This is a genomic window from Rickettsia endosymbiont of Urophora cardui, assembly GCF_964030725.1.
Classification (GTDB): Bacteria; Pseudomonadota; Alphaproteobacteria; order Rickettsiales; family Rickettsiaceae; genus Rickettsia.
The window spans coordinates 343,389-362,919 of record NZ_CAXIPY010000007.1 but is presented as its reverse complement, the minus strand read 5'-3'; the positions used below and the strand labels follow the sequence as shown (position 1 = coordinate 362,919).

Here is a 19,531-nt window from a genome sequence, read left to right as displayed (position 1 = left end):
TATTATAAAGGGTTAAATTATGCAAAATAGTTTTATTACGTTAATATTTCTATTGCTTTTGAGTGGTTGCTCAGAAGAGAAAGTAGTAGAGCAAGAATCATCTGAATCCATAACTCCAGCTCAGGCTTCAACTTCAGATGAAAACAACAATCAAACAACCGAAACAACAACTCCAGCTGTAATAACTCCGGCTGTGCAAGAACAAATAGAGCAAAAGCCTGAAGTAAAAACTTTTAAGGTTACTTTTAAGATTGATGAAAATGATATGGTTCTTGGGAATAAAGACTCTAAAATAGTTTTAGTTGAATATTTCTCTCCTACTTGCCCGCATTGTGCTTATTATCACTCTACAATTTTTCCTGAACTTAAACAAAAATATATAGATACTAATAAAATAGCATATGTTACTAGAGAATTTATTGCTACTAAACAAGATTTAGATGCTTCTATTTTAGCACGTTGCAAAGGTGACATAAATAGCTTTATGCTGTTTCATGATATTATGTTAAAGCAACAAGATAAATGGTCAGTTAGCAATAAATATAGAGAGTTATTAACTGATATAGGTCAGCTCGGCGGCGTTACTCCGGAAGAGTACAAAAAATGTTTAAGCGATGATCAAATTACTGAAACCTTAATTGCTAACACTAATTTTATAACAAAAGCACCAAAATTTATAGGAACTCCTTCTTTCTTTGTTAACGGAGTACAAACTGAGAATTATAGTATAAATAGTATTTCAGCAGCAATAGATAAAGCCATAGAAGAATCAAAAAATAAAATAGATTTATAGTGGATAATGATAAATTAAAAGATATTAAAACAAGAATTAATCAGTTAAAAATTGATAAAACCCCTAGTTCTAACTTGCAACAGGAAATAAGTCCGTTTACTATAGCTATAGATTTAGTTTCCGGAACAATGGTAGGGTTTGTTATTGGTTTATTAACTGATAAATTCTTTCATTCTAAATCTTTATTTATTATTATATTTACTATAATCGGAATTATAGCAGGATTTAATATAGTCAGGCAAAGGCTAATCAGTAAGAAATAACAAAATGCTTCATAATCCTTTAGTACAATTTGATATAAAAAAGCTGATAGAAATTAAAGTTATGGATTTCGATATTAGCTTTACTAATTCAGCTGCCTATATGCTACTTGCTAGTGTTTTAGCTTTAACTTATTTTTACTTGGCTTTTTCAAATCCTAGGTTAGTACCATCAAGGTTACAAATAAGTGGCGAAATAATCTATAACCTTGTAACTGATATGCTAAATCAGAATGTAGGCAGTAAAGGACGCAAGTTTATTCCTGTAATTTTCACTCTATTTGTTTTTATTTTATTTTGTAATTTATTTGGCATGATACCTTACGGGTTTACTGTTACCAGCCATATCATTATTACTTTTGCTTTAGCAATTCTAGTATTTTTAATGGTGACTATAGTTGGCTTTGTAAAGCACGGTATGCGTTTCTTATCACTTTTCTTGCCCCACGGTACGCCTCTATGGCTTGCCCCGCTAATGATCATAATTGAATTATTTACATATCTAGCAAGACCAGCTAGTTTATCCTTAAGGCTTGCGGCAAATATGATGGCAGGTCATATTTTATTAAAAGTAATTGCTAGCTTTGTTGTAACATTGATGATTTACTTGAAATTTCTACCAATACCTCTTATGGTTATATTAATTGGGTTTGAAATCTTTGTTGCGATTCTTCAGGCTTATATTTTTACTATTTTATCTTGTGTATATCTTAATGATGCAGTTAATTTACACTAGAGTTTTTTAATTAATTAAAGTTGAGTTTTTTTATGGATATGGTTTCTTTAAAGTTCATCGGTGTTGGTTGTATGGCTATTGGAATGCTTGGTGCAGCTTTAGGCGTCAGTAATATATTTAGTTCACTACTTAATTCAATAGCTAGAAATCCTTCAGCTACCACACAGCTTCAGAGAATGGCACTTATTGGTGCAGGTCTTGCTGAAGCAATGGGGCTTTTTTCTTTTGTAATCGCAATGCTACTTATCTTTTCCTAAGATTTGCTTTTAAATAATATGCCTCAATTTGATATTAATACATATTATTCACAAATTTTTTGGCTAATAGTTACTTTTAGCTTATTATATATTTTTGTCTACAAATTTATAGTTCCTAAAATTGAAAGAGTTTTAAATAATAGACAATCCAATATTCAAGATAATATTGCAAAAGCCGATGAATTAGCTTTAGAAATCGAAAAGTTAAATAAATACTATAATGAAGAAATAATAAGAATAAGTACTAAAATAGATAGGTTAAAAAAAGAAAAAATAGATTCTTTAGAGGCAGAATTTTTGATTAAAAAAACTAATTTAGAACAAAACCTACGAAAGCTGATAAATCAAAATATTAAAGATATAAAATTAGTTGCAGAAAAATTTAGAACTAGTAAAGTAGATGCGACTATAATGCTTGCTGCTAGTATTATCGAAAAAATCACTGGCACTAAAGCAGATATAAACTTACTAAAAAATATAAAAATACAATAATAATGCATTTTCTAGATGAAAGCTTTTGGCTTGCTATTAGTTTTATAATTTTTGTGTATTTAATTTATAGACCAGCAAAAAAAGCAATTTTAAAATCTTTGGATACGAAAGTTTTAGAAGTACAAGAGAGAGTTCTAAAAGCTGAAAAATTAAAAGACGATGCAAAATTATTATTTGAACAAACTGAAGAGCAAATAAAAAATTTAGAAGCTCTACAACTTCAAATGACCAAAGAAAATAATGAAATTACAGAAAAAATAGTTCAAGAAAAAACTAAAGAAATTGAAGAATTTTTAGAGCATAAGAAAGTTGAAACTATTAAATTAATTGAAAGCCAAAAATTATTAGCAAGTAAAGAACTACAAGATGAATTTTCTGATGAAGTTGTTAAACTTGTTTCAGAATATTTTCACTCAACCCAAAATAATAATCTTTCAGAAACCGATATAGCTAAGAATTTAATGGATAAAGTATAGCACATTCCTAAAGGTCAATCCAAGCTAATTTGGAAGTAATGGCCCGGTATCTATTCTATGTCATTCCCGCTTAAGGCTTGCCCTCATAGATCGGTTTTCCAATTGTCATCCCGTGATTTATGAACTAGAGCCAGTTAAAAATACTAATAAAATTAGTATTTTTTATTATTTTCTGGATCTAGTTCCTAAGCCACAGTAGGCTTTGTTGCATGGATTGAGAGTCGTCATTGCGAGGAAATTACGAGGTAATTGACGAAGCAAGGAAGTAAAAAAATGCTAACTTTACGCGAGTTTCGTATTAACCTGAATTCTGGATTAATCTAGGTTTGGAAGTAAGTATAGCAAAAATCATTAATATACTGACAAAGTGAAAGTATCAAGTTATACTAAGCAATTATTAATAAGCATATAAAGAGATATGGCACGAGCATATGCAATAGAACTAAGACTAAGAGTTATAAAAGCTGTAGAGGTAGGGATACGAATAAGTAAGGTAAGTAAATTATTTAATGTAAGTCGTGATACTATATATAAATGGAAAAAATTAAAAGATAAGCAAGGTACTTTAGAGGCAGCGACTGGTTATCAGAAAGGGCATAGTCATGAGATCAAAGATTCAGAATTTTTTAAAGAATTTTTCAAAGCTAATATGAATAAAACATCGGCTCTGTCTCATCAATTGTGTAAATTTCGTGAACCATTAAATTCTACCATCAAATTTGATCATAAAATGAGCCATAGCTTCATTCCAATTGGGGGATAGGCATAGACCATTTTTTGGTAATATAATCGAGTCTTTTGCAATGATTGTGTAAATTTTTGTTGAGCCTATATTAGAAGTAATTAAAAATATAGGTAACAGCAATGCAAATAGAGAAGAATAAAAAAATAAATGCAGCAATAGATTTGCTGATAAAAGGTGGAGTAGATTTAAAAACAGTACTAAGTCAGAATGGATTAATCCACTGCTCGCTAATTTTACAAAAATCATCTGTAATAGTTGAGATTATATCTTACATTTAGTAAAATAAATTAATTATTAAATGGAGATAAAGAATGAACTTAAATCAAAAAATAATAAAACCAAAATTAGGTTTACTTGAATTAGCTAAGAGCCTTGGTAGTATATCATCAGCATGTAAAGCGATGGGATATAGTAGAGATAGTTATTACAGATTTAAAGAACTGTATGAAACTGGTGGCGAAGAAGCGTTGTATGAAATTAGTCGAAGAAAGCCAATAATAGCGAATAGAGTTGATCCTGCTGTAGAGAAAGCAGTACTAGATATGGCAATAGAATATCCAGCATATGGTCAGCTAAGAGTATCAAATGAGCTTAAAAAAACTGGTGTACTTGTATCACCTGGGGGAGTAAGATCAATTTGGTTACGTAATGATTTAAACAACATCAGTAAAAGACTTAAAGCATTAGAAGCAAAAATGGCTCAAGATGGTATTGTGCTTACTGAGGCACAATTACAAGTGCTAGAGAAGCGTCGTAATGAAAAAGAAGCTCATGGAGAAATTGAGACACAGCATCCAGGGTATCTAGGATGCCAAGATACATATTATGTAGGCAACTTTAAGGGTATAGGTAAGGTTTATTCTCAGGTATTTATTGATAGCTACAGCAGAGTAGCTGATGTTAAACTATATACTGATAAAACAGCTTTAACTGCTGCTGATATGCTTAATGACCGAGTGTTACCATGGTATGAGACTCAAGGGATACCAATACTTCGTATTCTTACAGATCGTGGGTCAGAATATAAGGGGAATATAGAGCATCATGCTTTTGAATTATTTCTAAGTATCGAAGGTATAGAGCATACTACTACTAAAGCATATTCTCCTCAAACAAACGGTATGTGTGAGCGTTTTAATAAAACAATGAAACAAGAATTCTTTGATACAGCTATGCGGAAAAAGATTTATACAAATCTTGATGACCTACAATTAGATCTTGATATCTGGCTAGAGTATTTCAATAATGAAAGACCTCATTCTGGTAAATATTGTTATGGTAAAACTCCTATGCAAACTTTTAAGGATAGTAAGAAATTAGCTGTTGAAAAGAATAATGAAATTTTGTATCTTGAATATGTATCTGACAGTCAAAATTTAACTGACAATCAGGTACGAAATTTATAGTGTCTGTAAGATCAAATCTTGACTTCTACAATTTATGCAACAAAGCCGTAATTGTCCCTGAACGTAACTCAACATTCTCAGATTCTTTGTAGGTTATCATTACTATTTTTCTTTAGTAATTTCATCATATTTTTTGAGCTTTGTAAGGACACGCTCTAAATTATCTAACCTAATCATGCATGGACCATCACTTGGAGCATTATCCGGATCCTGATGTACTTCCATATAAAGACCAGCAACACCTACTGCAACTGCAGCTTTTGCAAGTAATTCTACATATTTACGCTCTCCTCCAGTGCTTCCTCCAAGCCCACCAGGTTGCTGCACGGAGTGAGTAGCATCAAAAATTACAGGAGTATTTAGCTCAGCCATTATTGCAAGACCACGCATATCTGATACTAAATTATTATAACCAAAACATGTACCACGTTCAGTTAACAATATATTTTTTGCTCCAAATGATTCTAACTTCTTGTGTACATTTTTCATATCCCAAGGAGCTAGAAACTGCCCTTTCTTAACATTTACTATTGTTCCGGTTGCAGCTGCAGCCTGAAGTAAATCTGTTTGTCTGCACAAAAACGCTGGGATTTGTAACATGTCAACTATTTTAGCTACCTCAGCACATTGATTTTCACTATGAACATCAGTAACTATAGGACAGTTAAATGCTCTTTTTACTTCTGCTAAAACTTCCAAGCCTTTATCAATTCCAAGACCTCTAGCACCGTTTATAGAAGTTCTATTAGCTTTATCAAAAGAAGACTTATATATAAATGGAATATTAAGTTTAGTAGTTAATTTAACAAGCTCTTCTGCCATAAACAAAGCGTGATCTAGCCCCTCAATTTGACAAGGTCCTGCAATCAGAGTAAAAGGTAGATCATTGCCTATTTTTAAATCTTTTAACTTTATTATTTTTTGCATAATTTTTTATTACAATTTATTTAGCTATAGGCAGACTATTATCTACTTGATTTTCTTCAATTTCATTGATTTTAGATACCAAATCCGGTTTCTTCTGAGAAGAAAGATTAGCAAGTATTATTGCATTTATTAAAAATAATGAAGCAAGTATTACAGTGCTTTTAGTAAGAAAATTATTTGCTGTCTTAGCACTTATTACTCCCATATTTCCCCCACCGCTTATACTGCTAATTCCATCTGAACCACTACGTTGCATTAGGATAACTATAATTAATAATATTGCGATAGTAATATGTACAAAAAGAAGTATGTCTAACATAATATAACCATTAGTATTGTTTTAAGGAATTATATAATAATTTTATCTTATTTGCAATGTAGCTTTAAGTAATAGGAAAGTTCTATAATTAATTAAGCCAGATATAATCAATTTTTAATCTCTCAGGGTTTAATTCCCCGAAGCTCTGCTTCGTGATATCATAAGAAACAACTAAAACTTTTTTAGATACCTCGTAGCTCTGCTGCGAGGAGCATCATTTAAATATAGATATATCATGGCTCATTTAACGATAGATGAAAGATTTAAAATATACGAAATGAATAAGAGTGGTTATAGCTCGCGATATATAGGGACAAAGATTGGCCGTGATAAAAGCACTATATGTTATGAACTCAAGAGAATGAGGCATAATTATAGACCAGATAGGGCTAACACACTTGCTTGCAGTTTAAGGCAAGGTAAGAGAAAAAGAAAATTAGATATTGATAATAATTTACGAGCAGAAATAATAAAGCAGTTAACACAGGGTATTTCACCAGATATAATTTCAGGTAGACGTAAACTATCACGAGATACTGTCAATATTTCTACAGAGAGTATATAGTCCGTCCGCCAAAACTCTACAAGCCTTATAGATAATATGGTTTTAAGACAAGAAGTAATACAACAATCCGTAAGAAAATGATAAAATATGGTCATAAACCTTATGGATTTCAGTCAATGCCAATAGACAACATTATCAAATCGCAATAACAAGGGAAACTGTTTGGTTATAAATTAAAAGAAGAATTAAACCCAAATAATAAGCTATATAAATTAAGAGAATTAATAAATTGGTCTAGGCTCGAAGAGTGGTTATCAAAAAATGTTTGTATTAAGAAATTTGGTAGAAATAGAAAATGTCATAGAGTGATGCTTGGCATAACGATGCTACAAGCAATGTATAATTTTTCAGATTCATTATCAGAGGAAGAGCTAAAAGAGAATATGTATTGGCAGTATTTCTGCGGGTGGGAATATATAGAAAAAGACATAGCTATCTCGGAAACTAGTATACGACGGTTTCGTAGTGTATTAGGTGAAGCTGGATATAATGAGATATTATCGGAGTTGATCAGGGTTGGGATAAAAACTAACACAATTAAAAAAAAAGATTTGGAATTAATCATCGCTGATACGACTGTACAAATTAAGAATATCAAACACCCACACGATGTTTATTTAATGGATAAAGCTAGGCTTAGCATAGTAAAGCTTTGCAACAGTTTGGGTATACATTTGAATGAAACATACGCTAGAACCTATAAACGCGATATAGTAAAGCTATGGAAATATAAAGAACATAGTAAAGCCAAGAAGCGTTGGAAAATAATGAAGCATTTAAAAATATTACTGGGTCGTTTGATTAGAGTATGTGAGCGTGAGATCAAAAATAAGCAATTAAACTTGTCTCTCAAAAATCAAGAAGTATTGCAAAAAATAAAACAAATACATAACCAATCTGTTTTAAAAAGAGAAGCTAAAAAGCAATATAAAGAAGATAACAAAGTATTATATAGTTTTCATGCCCCTGAAGTAGAGTGTATAGGAAAGGGAAAACGCAACAAGCCATATGAGTTTGGCAATAAAGTAGCGGTAGTAGTAAGTGGTCGTAGAAATTTTGTTTTATCCGCAAAATCGTTTCATAATAATCCTTATGATGGTCATACATTGCATCAGAGCTTTGAAGCAGTAGAGAGTGTCACTGGAATCAAGATAAAGAAATCATTTGTTGATCTTGGGTATAGTGGTAGCAATGTAAAGGAGAAGAGTAAGGTATATACCCCAAAAACGCGGAAGAAGTTGTTACAAGAGGACAAGTCTATGATCAAGAGACGCAGTGCCATAGAACCAATAATAGGTCACTTAAAGCAATATGGTCGGATGGGTAGAAACTTCTTGAAAGGTATGATAGGAGATATTATCAATCCAATAATCTCTGCTATTGGTTTGAATTTACGATGCATTGCAAATCATTTACAAATCGTGTCTAACTCCACATAAATCAAAAATATCATCATGCAAAAACTAGATGAACGATAAAAAATCGTTAACAATAGCTCCATATCAGGCTCTGTCTCATCAATTGTGTAAATTTCGTGAACCATTAAATTCTACCATCAAATTTGATCATAAAATGAGCCATAGCTTCATTCCAATTGGGGATAGGCATAGACCATTTTTTGGTAATATAATCAATTGTCAGATATAAAACTTTAAATACTGCGTCATCATTTGGAAAGATGCGTTTATTCTTAGTAACTTTTCTCAATTGGCTATTCAGCGATTCTATCGCATTTGTAGTGTAAATAATCTTACGAATCTCCTTTGGATATTGCAAGAAAATTATCAAATTATCCCAATTATTATACCAAGATTTAGCTATATGCGGATATTGCTTACTCCATTTTTGCTCAAATGACTCAAGAGCTAATTCTGCTTCTTTTTCAGTAGCAGAAGTATAGATTAGTTTCAAATCCGCTGCTAATGGCTTTCTATCTTTATATGATACATATTTGAGGCTATTCCTGATCTGATGGACAATACAAATTTGATGTTCAGTTTTCGGATATACTGATGCAATAGCATCAGACATACCAGTTAGATTATCACTACAAGCAATTAAGATATCTTTTACTCCTCGATTCTTCATTTCAGTAAAATTACCAAGCCAAAATTTAGCTCCTTCATTCTCACTTATCCATAAGCCTAAAATATCCTTTCTGCCAGATAAATCTATTCCTAAAGCTACATATACTGATTTATTAATAATAAGTTTATCTTGTCTTACTTTCACTACTAAACAGTCAAAATATACTATAGGGTATACTGATTCAAGAGGTCTACTCTGCCAAATCTTGACCTCATCTATTACTTCATCTGTAATCCTGCTGATTAGGCTCTCACTGATCTCAGCTCCATATAATTCTTGCAATTGTGTTTTAATATCAGACACACTCATACCCTTCGCATATAAGGATATTATCTTTTGGTCTAAGCCATCTATTCTTGTTTGTTTCTTTGAGACTATTATAGGTTCAAATTTACCTTGTCTGTCTCTTGGAACATTTAGCTCTATAGTACCATTCTCACTAATCAGATTCTTACTAAAACTACCATTCCTCGCATTCTCAGTTTCAGCTCTATCATACTTGCTATAACCTAAATGTTCTGACATCTCAGCATGCAGTGCTCGCTCTAAAATACCCTTGGTTAATTCCTTAATTAATCCATTCTGACTTAGTACTGTTTTTAAATCTACTCCACCTTCTATCAGCAAATCTATTGCTTCATTTATTTTTTTATTCTTCTCTATTTGCATTTCTGTTACCTATATTTTTAATTACTTCTAATATAGGCTCAACAAAAATTTACACAATCATTGCAAAAGACTCTTGAATTGATGTTTTTATAACTTCCCAAGTTTGTTGATATAAAGTAATGTTTTCATTTATCCTCCTTTTATTCATATCAAGCCAGGCAAATACTGCAAGGCAAATATGATTTCTTTGAGCTCGGCCCGTGCGTGCCTGACAGCGTTCAATACCACAAGTTTGTTTTAATTCTCGATGATAAACCTCTATAGACCAACGTGCCTTAACAATTTTCTCTATTTGCTCACGTGTGGGATTTTCCAAGTTCGTTGTTATGTAATCAATGCGACCATTCTTTGCCACAAACTTAAATACCGTAACCCAACCGTATCCACGTAGGTGAATTTTTAGCCCCTCATCGGGTATCTCTAAACTTTCCAAGCTAACATTATGATTAACTTTTCTATTTTTCCTTAGGGTGGTAACCCATAGCCAGCCTAAATTACGTATATGTTTTAAATTCTCCAACCCGCTATACCAAGCATCCATGACTATGGCATCAGGATTGAGACCTCTTTCTTTAGCTAAAGTAAGCATATCACAAAAATGCTCATTCTTTGTTTTACCATCAGTGTCTTTATCATATATTCTATAATCTACGGGAGTAGATTGAGCAATTTTAGTATTGTAATGTAGTAAGTTTACCATTCCTATACCAGGTATAACATCATGTACAGCTCCAGAATATTGATATAGCTAACACGGAAATGTTTCTACCACAGATTAGGAAAAACTTAGGCATTGATCAATAATTTTACGTAAACAGTTTTTAAAGTTAGTCCAGCAATGTTTAATAGGATTTAGATCTGGTGAATATGTGAGTAAATACAAAAACTATGGTAAAAACCTTTCCGTGTTAGCTATAACGTACAAGCTCAATCTTCTGACTGTATTGCTTTGATAATAAGGTGTCATCCCCCACTAATAAACACGGTGCTTCCCAATCTATATATTTTGACACTTCCTTATAGATTTCGCTAGGACGAAAATCCTTACTCTTTAACCATCGACTTGCACTATCGTGAGATAGATCTACTGGACTCACTTCAGATAATGCCTTGCTAGTATATCTGACACTACTTGCTTGTAAAAATGATTTATATAAGTCCTTGCTACATTTTGTTCTTGTCATTTTTATCTAAAACTATTTTTCTCTAGATTAACATACTTTTTGCTAAGTGCGAAACTCCTGTTAGATTATCACTACAAGCAATTAAGATATCTTTTACTCCTCGATTCTTCATTTCAGTAAAATTACCAAGCCAAAATTTAGCTCCTTCATTCTCACTTATCCATAAGCCTAAAATATCCTTTCTGCCAGATAAATCTATTCCTAAAGCTACATATACTGATTTATTAATAATAAGTTTATCTTGTCTTACTTTCACTACTAAACAGTCAAAATATACTATAGGGTATACTGATTCAAGAGGTCTACTCTGCCAAATCTTGACCTCATCTATTACTTCATCTGTAATCCTGCTGATTAGGCTCTCACTGATCTCAGCTCCATATAATTCTTGCAATTGTGTTTTAATATCAGACACACTCATACCCTTCGCATATAAAGGATATTATCTTTTGGTCTAAGCCATCTATTCTTGTTTGTTTCTTTGAGACTATTATAGGTTCAAATTTACCTTGTCTGTCTCTTGGAACATTTAGCTCTATAGTACCATTCTCACTAATCAGATTCTTACTAAAACTACCATTCCTCGCATTCTCAGTTTCAGCTCTATCATACTTGCTATAACCTAAATGTTCTGACATCTCAGCATGCAGTGCTCGCTCTAAAATACCCTTGGTTAATTCCTTAATTAATCCATTCTGACTTAGTACTGTTTTTAAATCTACTCCACCTTCTATCAGCAAATCTATTGCTTCATTTATTTTTTTATTCTTCTCTATTTGCATTTCTGTTACCTATATTTTTAATTACTTCTAATATAGGCTCAACAAAAATTTACACAATCATTGCAAAAGACTCGTCCAATCAGACTGACTCTGTTTGCCAGGAAGAATATTTTGTAAAAAGATTACTGTCTTATCCTTACCATGTGCAGCTCTCCATTGTTTCAACCTTTTCTGCAAACAGCGTAATTGCTTCCCATTATAATTCCCATGATACTTTTCTGTCAAATATGCTAATATGGTAGTTGCTTGCAACTCCGGTGCTGATTCTAGCATTGATTCTATTTCATCCCAGTGCTTCACAAATGGATCCTTACGTGTCCTATATTTACGTATTGTGCGTAATTCGCTTGGATACTTATTAATACGTAAATACTTACGTGCCGTTTTTACACTCATACCTGCTTTTGCAGCAGAAATTATCTGATTATATTTTTTGATCTTTTGCATTAAAATACCTACTTGGTTATTTGTACATGTCATCAGTAATTCTCGAATAATATTTAAATATTTAAAAATAAATTTTTATTCGATTTTACTGTCCATAGTTACTTCTTTTTTATAGGTAATTTTAATGTTCGTTGAGGGTAATTCTAATATTCGTTAGTCATGTGAGCAGAAATTACGTAATTATGTACAGAATCAAGGTTCAGGCAAACCTTCTTATAAAGCATTTCAACAAAAACAGTTAAAGCTTTTTGGATAGATACCTCGTAGCTCTGCTGCGAGGAGCATCATTTTTAAATTTTTAACTATTTCTTAAAAAGAATAAATAGTGCAAATTTAAAAAGATCAAGTATAATTAAAAATAAATTCGCAGAACTAAATTTGCCTATTCCCGAGGCAAGCCTACGGGGTATTTACGGCAAATTTTCCTGCGGACCGTCCTGCTTTGATTCAAATAATCGTGGCAAGCCACGGGGAATTTAACCCAACAGGGATTAAAACTGCTTATCATATTTTATGAATTATTTACTATCAAGTGCTGCAATAGTTTTACTCGTTTTAGTGAGCTTAAATATATGGTTTTATATAAAAGTTAGAACTTTAAAAACAGAGCTACAATTCTTAACAGATCAAAATTTGGAAATTACTAATAATAATCAGCTACTTAATCAAGAAAAAATAGCTTACTTACAAAAAATCGAGCAACTAAAGTGCAGAGTAGAGTATCAAGAACAATCTATTAAAGATTCGGAAAAAATACGCAATGAGTCCTTTTCTTCGGCTAAAGCTGCTTTATTTGATCTAGGCAAGGATTTATCCAAGCAACTTATCGAAATCCATAAAATGGAAAACACAGCAGCAAGAGAGCTAGCTGAGAAAAATATTGCTACTGCTTCTGGAAAGTTTAATAGTGAGTTTGAGCGTTTAATTACTATGGTAGGAACGCTTAACAAAGATATTGAGCAATCTAAAAGCACAGTGGACTTAATCAAACAATCGTTACTTTCGCCTATTGGGGCAGGGCTACTTGCTGAGATTACTCTCGAAAATATCTTAAAATCATCAGGATTACGTTCTAATTTAGATTTCATCATGCAATATGGTTTAACTACCTCAGATAGTACTAAATTAAGACCTGATGCACTTATTTTTCTGCCTTCCGGTAATTTGATGGTGATTGATTCAAAAGCTTCCAAATTTTTGGTTGATGAGCAGGATAATAGCGGAAATCTTAGCAAAACTATGAATTATCATTTAAAATCGTTAGCTAATAAAGATTATGCTGAAAATATTTTAGCTGACTTAAATAAAAAAGAGCAGAATTATAACAATGTCATTACTTTGATGTTTTTACCCACTGAACAGGCGGTCGAGAAAGTTATTGCAGCCGATCCTAATTTTTTACAAAAAGCTTGGGGTTGTAGTATTTTTCCAGTAGGACCTAGTGGACTTATGAATATGCTGTCATTCGCAAAATTTCAAATTACCGATCATCGTCGTTCAGAAAATTATAACATAATCATTGAAGAGGTAAGAAAGTTATTAAGCTCTATTGGTACTATAGCAGATTATTCTCAAAAAATTGGTAATAATCTACATAATATGGTTACTAATTATGATAAGTTTGCGGCTTCTTTTAATCGTAATTTTATGTCAAGAGTTAAGAATATCCAAAAACTTGGTATTGATTCAGGAAATAAAACGCTACCTGCAAGTCTTGAACGCTATCAAATTGTTTCTTCCAAATCCGAAATTATTGAAGTAGAAGCAGCAAATTCTCAACCACAACAAATAGAAAAATAAATTGATAACTCAAATGTTATAGCTAACACGGAAATGTTTCTACCACAGATTAGGAAAAACTTAGGCATTGATCAATAATTTTATGTAAACAGTTTTTAAAGTTAGTCCAGCAATGTTTAATAGGATTTAGATCTGGTGAATATGTGAGTAAATACAAAAACTATGGTAAAAACCTTTTCGCGTTAGCTATAAGAAAAATTTTTATAATTTGCATATCAATATTAATGATGCTCCTCGCAGCAGAGCTACGAGGTATCTATCCAAAAAGCTTTAACTGTTTTTGTTGAAATGCTTTATAAGAAGGTTTGCCTGAACCTTATAATGGACTAATGGTATGGACCTCCTGATATAGAGAATGAAAAGCAGTTGCTAATCTTCTAGGGTTAATATTTAACATATTAAAACAACAATTAAGGAGGTCCATATGGAGGTTACTACAATTGGTATAGATATTGCAAAAAGAATTTTTCAAATTCATGGTGTAGATAAAAATGGCAAGACAGTATTAAAGAAAAAATTGATGAGAGATCAGGTTTTGACATTTATGGCTAATTTACCACAATGTTTAGTAGGGATGGAAGCTTGTGGTGGTTCTAGTTATTGGGCAAGAGAAATAACTAAATTAGGGCATGAAGTAAAACTAATGGCACCGCAATTTGTCAAACCATATGTTAAAACTAATAAAAATGATCAAGCAGATGCTGAAGCGATATGTGAAGCCGTGACAAGACCTAATATGAGATTTGTTGCAATTAAAACTATAGAGCAACAAGAAATTTTATCAATACATAGGGTAAGAGAGAGATTGGTAAAAAATCGTACAGCACTTGCTAATGAAATTAGGGGGCTACTACATGAGTTTGGTTTTATTGTTCCTCAAGGCATTAATAAGGTTATCACAAAATTAATTGAGATTTTAGATGCAGGGAAATTAAGCCAGTTAAGTTATCAAACATTTAGTGAACTAAAAGAAGAATTCTTAGATAATAACAGAAAAATAAAAGAGATAGAAAAACGATTAACAATGATAGCAAGTAACCTAACTCAATATCAACGATTAAGAGCTATACCTGGTCTTGGTTTAATTACTGCTACTGCTTTAATAGCATCAATAGGTAATGCTACAAGTTTTGAGAATGGCAGGCAATTATCGGCATGGCTAGGATTAGTGCCAAGACAACATTCAAGTGGTGGGAAGGATAAGCTGCTGGGAATTAGCAAGCGAGGTGATGTATACTTACGCACTTTATTAATTCAAGGGGCTAGAGCTGTACTAAATGCCAAGATAAGATTTACATCGGAAGAACAGAAATCTAAAAAAGATTTTAGCCAATTTACGAAATGGATGTTTAATTTATCTGAGCGAAGTAGCCATAATAAAACGACAGTTGCCATAGCTAATAAGTTGGCAAGAGTGGTGTTTGCTGTACTAAGATCAGGAGATGATTATGTAGAGAGTAAAGTTTGTAGCTAAAGAGTGTGTAGCATAGCACTTATAAGTAAAATAAATGGTGATTTATATAATGAATAGGTAAAAGCAAAACAATATGTAAGAGATTCCAACCCGAAATATGCTTGAGATAATTAATATTGATGGTAAATAAGACAAACCTTAGCTTACAAAAAAACTGCGTTTTTCAGTGGCTCTTTTAGAAGCCGATGGACTGATAAGTATAGCTAACGCGACTAGAATTATTCCTTAGAATAATGTAAGATAATGATTTTAACTACGGTAGAGATGAAAGCATACAGTCAGGATTTAAGAGATAGGGTAATCAGTCTTCACAAAACCTCTAAATATAGAATAAAAGCAATATCAGACTTATTAGGTATAGAGCGTCATACGATATCAAATTGGATTAGACGTTATAAAGAAAATGGAGACTACAGCTCAAGACAACATCTGCAAAGTGGACGTGATGCTAGGTTTACTAATAAGGAGAATATAATTGAATTTTTAGCAAATAATCCTGATAGCCGAGCTATAGATATAAGAGATGCAGTAGCGCCCGAGCTGCCAATGAGCACATTTTATGACACGCTTCATAGAATGAAAATTACATATAAAAAAAGAGCCAAAATACAAAGGCAGGGATGAAGAAGCTAGAAAACAATTTGTGGAATATATTGATCAAATAGCATCTGATAAACTTGTGTATTGTGACGAAATGGGGGTAAGTAATAATATAACCATGTTGTACGGATGGTCAGAAAGAGGAACAAGAGCTTACTCAGAGCAAGCAGGTTTTGCTACTGAGCGAGTAAATATAGTTGCTGGTTATAATAAGGGCACCAAAGAATTAATTGCTCCGTTAGAGCATTCCGGTTATATTGATAAGCAATTATTTAATCAGTGGGTAGGTGAGCTATTATGCCCATCACTAAAACCTGGACAATGTGTAATAATGGATAATGCGAGTATTCATAAGTCACCGTTGGTAAAGGAATTAATAGAAAAAGCGGGTTGTACTCTTATTTATCTACCGGTCTATTCTCCAGATTTAAATTCTATTGAACACTGTTGGGCTAATTTTAAAAATTACTTGAGAAAAATTATTAAAAACTTTAAAGATTTTCGTGATGCAATAACGGCAGCAATGGTAAAAACCTTCCCGTGTTAGCTATATATAGTTTGTAAGCCAGCGAATTCCATCAGGGCTGTAGAATAAATTAGGTTGATTTATCAGCTATAAGCCGGATACATGACTGCATTTGTTTGTTTTTATTATTGATGTTATTTTTTTCTTGCATTCTACAGGAGGTCCATACATGAAAAAATTGGACAAAAAAATGAAGGAGTGTGTTTCCGCAATAAGTTAGAATAAATAGCAATAAACTTAAGAGGAAAGATGAAGAAAAATAAAGTAAAAATTTTCAGTGCTTCAGAAAAAACGGGGATAGTATTAGAATTAATAAAAGAGGAGTCGACACTTGGTCAGTTAGCTTCAAAATATGCAATAAGTGTTAAAACAATTCAAAATTGGAAAAAACAGTTTTTAGGTAATGCGGCATTAGCTTTTGAACCAGCTAAAGTTTTGAGTGAATATCAAGAACAAATAAATCATTTACAAGAGCAAAATGATGAACTTGCTAAAGCTCTTGGTAGAATCACAGTTGAGAGGGACTGGGCCGTGGGAAAGCTCAAAAGCTTGGATTTATCAAATAAAAAGAGTCTTGTACACTCCAAGCTAAATCAACTCTCAAAATCAAGACAGTGTGAACTATTAAAGATTAGTCGATCTACAGCCTACTATAAATCCAAGGAGATGAGTATAAATAAATTAAGTATTTTAAATAGAATAGATGAAATATATACAGATAATCCTGAATTTGGTTATCGCTATATTCATCAACAGTTACTAGAAGATGGTTTTATTGTCGGTAAAGATCGAGTACTGAAATATATGAGGATGATGGGTATAGAAGCTATTTACCCACATAAGAAAAAATCTACTTCTCGAAACGATAGTGAGCATAAGATCTATAGCTACTTACTTGATCAATATTGGACTAAATCTGGCTCAACAAAGCAAGTGTATGTGCCTAATGTGAATGAGGTTTGGAGTGGTGACATTACTTACATTAGAACTAATGGTGGCTTTATGTATATGGCAGCTATTATAGATTGGCATAGCAAGGCCATATTGAGCTATAAACTGTCAAATTCTATGGATGCATCTCTTGTAACTGATGTCTTGAAACAAGCTCTCAGTAAGTATAACGCTCCACAGATATTTAATAGTGATCAAGGTAGCCAATATACCAGTTATGACCACATAAATATTCTCAAGGAGCATGATATCCAAATTTCAATGAATGGCAAAGGTAGAAGTATTGATAATATAGTAATAGAAAGGTTTTTTAGAACTTTAAAATATAATTGTATCTTTATTAATGATTTTAACAATGTTAAAGAGTTAAAAGAGGGGATTGATCATTATCTGAATAAATATAATTATCACAGATTTCATTCAAGTATTGGTTATAAAAAGCCTATGAATGTATATCTGAATTATATGCAAAATTATCAGCAAATTGCTGCCTGATAATCGAAAAATTAGGAAAACATACTACTCATTTTTTTGTCTTGATTTTTCATGTATGGACCTCCTGTAGAATGCAAGAAAAAAATAACATCAATAATAAAAACAAACAAATGCAGTCATGTATCCGGCTTATAGCTGATAAATCAACCTAATTTATTCTACAGCCCTGATGGAATTCGCTGGCTTACAAACTATATACTTATCAGTCCATCGGCTTCTAAAAGAGCCACTGAAAAACGCAGTTTTTTTGTAAGCTAAGGTTTGTCTTATTTACCATCAATATTAATTATCTCAAGCATATTTCGGGTTGGAATCTCTTACATATTGTTTTGCTTTTACCTATTCATTATATAAATCACCATTTATTTTACTTATAAGTGCTATGCTACACACTCTTTAGCTACAAACTTTACTCTCTACATAATCATCTCCTGATCTTAGTACAGCAAACACCACTCTTGCCAACTTATTAGCTATGGCAACTGTCGTTTTATTATGGCTACTTCGCTCAGATAAATTAAACATCCATTTCGTAAATTGGCTAAAATCTTTTTTAGATTTCTGTTCTTCCGATGTAAATCTTATCTTGGCATTTAGTACAGCTCTAGCCCCTTGAATTAATAAAGTGCGTAAGTATACATCACCTCGCTTGCTAATTCCCAGCAGCTTATCCTTCCCACCACTTGAATGTTGTCTTGGCACTAATCCTAGCCATGCCGATAATTGCCTGCCATTCTCAAAACTTGTAGCATTACCTATTGATGCTATTAAAGCAGTAGCAGTAATTAAACCAAGACCAGGTATAGCTCTTAATCGTTGATATTGAGTTAGGTTACTTGCTATCATTGTTAATCGTTTTTCTATCTCTTTTATTTTTCTGTTATTATCTAAGAATTCTTCTTTTAGTTCACTAAATGTTTGATAACTTAACTGGCTTAATTTCCCTGCATCTAAAATCTCAATTAATTTTGTGATAACCTTATTAATGCCTTGAGGAACAATAAAACCAAACTCATGTAGTAGCCCCCTAATTTCATTAGCAAGTGCTGTACGATTTTTTACCAATCTCTCTCTTACCCTATGTATTGATAAAATTTCTTGTTGCTCTATAGTTTTAATTGCAACAAATCTCATATTAGGTCTTGTCACGGCTTCACATATCGCTTCAGCATCTGCTTGATCATTTTTATTAGTTTTAACATATGGTTTGACAAATTGCGGTGCCATTAGTTTTACTTCATGCCCTAATTTAGTTATTTCTCTTGCCCAATAACTAGAACCACCACAAGCTTCCATCCCTACTAAACATTGTGGTAAATTAGCCATAAATGTCAAAACCTGATCTCTCATCAATTTTTTCTTTAATACTGTCTTGCCATTTTTATCTACACCATGAATTTGAAAAATTCTTTTTGCAATATCTATACCAATTGTAGTAACCTCCATATGGACCTCCTTAATTGTTGTTTTAATATGTTAAATATTAACCCTAGAAGATTAGCAACTGCTTTTCATTCTCTATATCAGGAGGTCCATACC

General features: G+C 32.3%; 19 protein-coding genes and 5 pseudogenes. 16 read left to right on the top strand and 8 right to left on the bottom strand.

Annotated elements, in window-relative coordinates; genetic code table 11:
- Nucleotides 1-19 precede the first annotated feature (19 nt).
- The 9 genes and pseudogenes from AAHI98_RS15850 (at nt 20) to AAHI98_RS15810 (ending at nt 5,165) form a co-directional block, all read left to right on the top strand.
- Nucleotides 20-793 carry a DsbA family protein gene (locus AAHI98_RS15850; RefSeq protein ID WP_342226451.1) on the top strand — a complete coding sequence of 258 codons (774 nt, stop codon included), beginning with the start codon at nt 20-22 and terminating at the stop codon, nt 791-793.
- Nucleotides 793-1,056, top strand: coding sequence for an AtpZ/AtpI family protein (locus AAHI98_RS15845; protein ID WP_342226450.1), 264 nt, complete (start codon nt 793-795; stop codon nt 1,054-1,056). Before AAHI98_RS15850 ends, AAHI98_RS15845 begins: the two co-directional genes overlap by 1 nt.
- Nucleotides 1,057-1,060: 4 nt before the next feature.
- The gene (locus AAHI98_RS15840) at nt 1,061-1,789 is read left to right on the top strand and encodes a F0F1 ATP synthase subunit A (RefSeq protein WP_342226449.1); all 729 of its coding nucleotides are present in this window, start codon (nt 1,061-1,063) and stop codon (nt 1,787-1,789) included.
- A gap of 32 nt (nt 1,790-1,821) precedes the next feature.
- The gene (locus tag AAHI98_RS15835) at nt 1,822-2,046 is read left to right on the top strand and encodes a F0F1 ATP synthase subunit C (RefSeq protein WP_342226448.1); all 225 of its coding nucleotides are present in this window, start codon (nt 1,822-1,824) and stop codon (nt 2,044-2,046) included.
- 18 nt (nt 2,047-2,064) lie between these two features.
- Nucleotides 2,065-2,538, top strand: coding sequence for a F0F1 ATP synthase subunit B family protein (locus tag AAHI98_RS15830; RefSeq protein WP_342226679.1), 474 nt, complete (start codon nt 2,065-2,067; stop codon nt 2,536-2,538).
- A 2-nt stretch (nt 2,539-2,540) separates the two neighbouring features.
- Complete coding sequence (locus tag AAHI98_RS15825; RefSeq protein ID WP_342226447.1) at nt 2,541-3,014, top strand: F0F1 ATP synthase subunit B; 474 nt, start codon at nt 2,541-2,543, stop codon at nt 3,012-3,014.
- A gap of 418 nt (nt 3,015-3,432) precedes the next feature.
- Nucleotides 3,433-3,612 (top strand): annotated as a pseudogene (locus tag AAHI98_RS18870) (IS630 transposase-related protein); the annotation flags it as partial.
- 266 nt (nt 3,613-3,878) lie between these two features.
- Nucleotides 3,879-4,037, top strand: a complete 159-nt coding sequence (locus tag AAHI98_RS15815; RefSeq protein ID WP_342226445.1) for a hypothetical protein — start codon at nt 3,879-3,881, stop codon at nt 4,035-4,037.
- A 33-nt stretch (nt 4,038-4,070) separates the two neighbouring features.
- Nucleotides 4,071-5,165, top strand: a complete 1,095-nt coding sequence (locus AAHI98_RS15810; protein ID WP_342225236.1) for an IS481 family transposase — start codon at nt 4,071-4,073, stop codon at nt 5,163-5,165.
- 102 nt (nt 5,166-5,267) lie between these two features.
- On the opposite strand, the gene kdsA is transcribed toward AAHI98_RS15810, so the two are convergent.
- Entirely contained in the window at nt 5,268-6,092 is an 825-nt protein-coding gene (kdsA, locus tag AAHI98_RS15805; protein WP_342226444.1) for a 3-deoxy-8-phosphooctulonate synthase, read from the bottom strand.
- A 16-nt stretch (nt 6,093-6,108) separates the two neighbouring features.
- Nucleotides 6,109-6,411 (bottom strand): preprotein translocase subunit SecG, encoded by a 303-nt coding sequence (secG, locus tag AAHI98_RS15800; protein ID WP_011477996.1) that lies wholly within the window; start codon nt 6,409-6,411, stop codon nt 6,109-6,111.
- Between the two features lie 235 nt (nt 6,412-6,646).
- Between secG and AAHI98_RS15795 the strand changes: the two are divergent.
- Nucleotides 6,647-6,973: pseudogene (locus AAHI98_RS15795) on the top strand (transposase); the annotation flags it as partial.
- Between the two features lie 161 nt (nt 6,974-7,134).
- The gene (locus AAHI98_RS15790) at nt 7,135-8,415 is read left to right on the top strand and encodes an IS5 family transposase (RefSeq protein WP_342226678.1); all 1,281 of its coding nucleotides are present in this window, start codon (nt 7,135-7,137) and stop codon (nt 8,413-8,415) included.
- A 103-nt stretch (nt 8,416-8,518) separates the two neighbouring features.
- Here AAHI98_RS15790 and AAHI98_RS15785 read toward each other — a convergent pair whose 3' ends face one another.
- From AAHI98_RS15785 to AAHI98_RS15760, 5 genes and pseudogenes are all read right to left on the bottom strand, one after another.
- The gene (locus tag AAHI98_RS15785) at nt 8,519-9,733 is read right to left on the bottom strand and encodes an IS256 family transposase (RefSeq protein WP_342224727.1); all 1,215 of its coding nucleotides are present in this window, start codon (nt 9,731-9,733) and stop codon (nt 8,519-8,521) included.
- A 49-nt stretch (nt 9,734-9,782) separates the two neighbouring features.
- Nucleotides 9,783-10,478: pseudogene (locus tag AAHI98_RS15780) on the bottom strand (IS701 family transposase); the annotation flags it as partial.
- Nucleotides 10,479-10,650: 172 nt separating this feature from the next.
- Nucleotides 10,651-10,917: pseudogene (locus tag AAHI98_RS15775) on the bottom strand (IS701 family transposase); the annotation flags it as partial.
- A 31-nt stretch (nt 10,918-10,948) separates the two neighbouring features.
- A pseudogene (locus AAHI98_RS18865) lies at nt 10,949-11,699 on the bottom strand (IS256 family transposase); the annotation flags it as partial.
- 57 nt (nt 11,700-11,756) lie between these two features.
- Nucleotides 11,757-12,179, bottom strand: a complete 423-nt coding sequence (locus tag AAHI98_RS15760; RefSeq protein WP_342226439.1) for a hypothetical protein — start codon at nt 12,177-12,179, stop codon at nt 11,757-11,759.
- Nucleotides 12,180-12,659: 480 nt separating this feature from the next.
- Here AAHI98_RS15760 and AAHI98_RS15755 point away from each other — a divergent pair, with 480 nt between their 5' ends.
- The 5 genes from AAHI98_RS15755 (at nt 12,660) to AAHI98_RS15735 (ending at nt 17,992) form a co-directional block, all read left to right on the top strand.
- Entirely contained in the window at nt 12,660-13,946 is a 1,287-nt protein-coding gene (locus tag AAHI98_RS15755) for a DNA recombination protein RmuC (protein WP_342226438.1), read from the top strand.
- Nucleotides 13,947-14,370: 424 nt separating this feature from the next.
- Nucleotides 14,371-15,420 carry an IS110 family RNA-guided transposase gene (locus tag AAHI98_RS15750; RefSeq protein WP_342224642.1) on the top strand — a complete coding sequence of 350 codons (1,050 nt, stop codon included), beginning with the start codon at nt 14,371-14,373 and terminating at the stop codon, nt 15,418-15,420.
- 243 nt (nt 15,421-15,663) lie between these two features.
- Complete coding sequence (locus AAHI98_RS15745; RefSeq protein WP_342224696.1) at nt 15,664-16,044, top strand: IS630 transposase-related protein; 381 nt, start codon at nt 15,664-15,666, stop codon at nt 16,042-16,044.
- Nucleotides 16,045-16,063: 19 nt separating this feature from the next.
- A complete protein-coding gene (locus AAHI98_RS15740; RefSeq protein ID WP_342224695.1) occupies nt 16,064-16,567 on the top strand; it encodes an IS630 family transposase in 504 nt (167 codons plus the stop codon).
- 228 nt (nt 16,568-16,795) lie between these two features.
- Nucleotides 16,796-17,992, top strand: coding sequence for an IS3 family transposase (locus AAHI98_RS15735; RefSeq protein ID WP_342224663.1), 1,197 nt, complete (start codon nt 16,796-16,798; stop codon nt 17,990-17,992).
- 396 nt (nt 17,993-18,388) lie between these two features.
- Here AAHI98_RS15735 and AAHI98_RS15730 read toward each other — a convergent pair whose 3' ends face one another.
- Nucleotides 18,389-19,438 (bottom strand): IS110 family RNA-guided transposase, encoded by a 1,050-nt coding sequence (locus AAHI98_RS15730; protein WP_342224642.1) that lies wholly within the window; start codon nt 19,436-19,438, stop codon nt 18,389-18,391.
- Nucleotides 19,439-19,531 lie beyond the last annotated feature (93 nt).

Excerpts from the sequence above, each read along its gene's own strand:
- AAHI98_RS15810 (WP_342225236.1), top strand. The coding sequence starts at position 4,071 with ATGAACTTAAATCAAAAAATAATAAAACCAAAATTAGGTTTACTTGAA.
- AAHI98_RS15735 (WP_342224663.1), top strand. The coding sequence starts at position 16,796 with ATGAAGAAAAATAAAGTAAAAATTTTCAGTGCTTCAGAAAAAACGGGG.
- AAHI98_RS15785 (WP_342224727.1), bottom strand. The coding sequence starts at position 9,733 with ATGCAAATAGAGAAGAATAAAAAAATAAATGAAGCAATAGATTTGCTG.
- AAHI98_RS15825 (WP_342226447.1), top strand. The coding sequence starts at position 2,541 with ATGCATTTTCTAGATGAAAGCTTTTGGCTTGCTATTAGTTTTATAATT.
- AAHI98_RS15830 (WP_342226679.1), top strand. The coding sequence starts at position 2,065 with ATGCCTCAATTTGATATTAATACATATTATTCACAAATTTTTTGGCTA.
- AAHI98_RS15840 (WP_342226449.1), top strand. The coding sequence starts at position 1,061 with ATGCTTCATAATCCTTTAGTACAATTTGATATAAAAAAGCTGATAGAA.
- secG (WP_011477996.1), bottom strand. The coding sequence starts at position 6,411 with ATGTTAGACATACTTCTTTTTGTACATATTACTATCGCAATATTATTA.
- AAHI98_RS15750 (WP_342224642.1), top strand. The coding sequence starts at position 14,371 with ATGGAGGTTACTACAATTGGTATAGATATTGCAAAAAGAATTTTTCAA.
- AAHI98_RS15850 (WP_342226451.1), top strand. The coding sequence starts at position 20 with ATGCAAAATAGTTTTATTACGTTAATATTTCTATTGCTTTTGAGTGGT.
- AAHI98_RS15815 (WP_342226445.1), top strand. The coding sequence starts at position 3,879 with ATGCAAATAGAGAAGAATAAAAAAATAAATGCAGCAATAGATTTGCTG.
- AAHI98_RS15835 (WP_342226448.1), top strand. The coding sequence starts at position 1,822 with ATGGATATGGTTTCTTTAAAGTTCATCGGTGTTGGTTGTATGGCTATT.
- AAHI98_RS15745 (WP_342224696.1), top strand. The coding sequence starts at position 15,664 with ATGATTTTAACTACGGTAGAGATGAAAGCATACAGTCAGGATTTAAGA.
- kdsA (WP_342226444.1), bottom strand. The coding sequence starts at position 6,092 with ATGCAAAAAATAATAAAGTTAAAAGATTTAAAAATAGGCAATGATCTA.
- AAHI98_RS15755 (WP_342226438.1), top strand. The coding sequence starts at position 12,660 with ATGAATTATTTACTATCAAGTGCTGCAATAGTTTTACTCGTTTTAGTG.
- AAHI98_RS15730 (WP_342224642.1), bottom strand. The coding sequence starts at position 19,438 with ATGGAGGTTACTACAATTGGTATAGATATTGCAAAAAGAATTTTTCAA.
- AAHI98_RS15760 (WP_342226439.1), bottom strand. The coding sequence starts at position 12,179 with ATGACATGTACAAATAACCAAGTAGGTATTTTAATGCAAAAGATCAAA.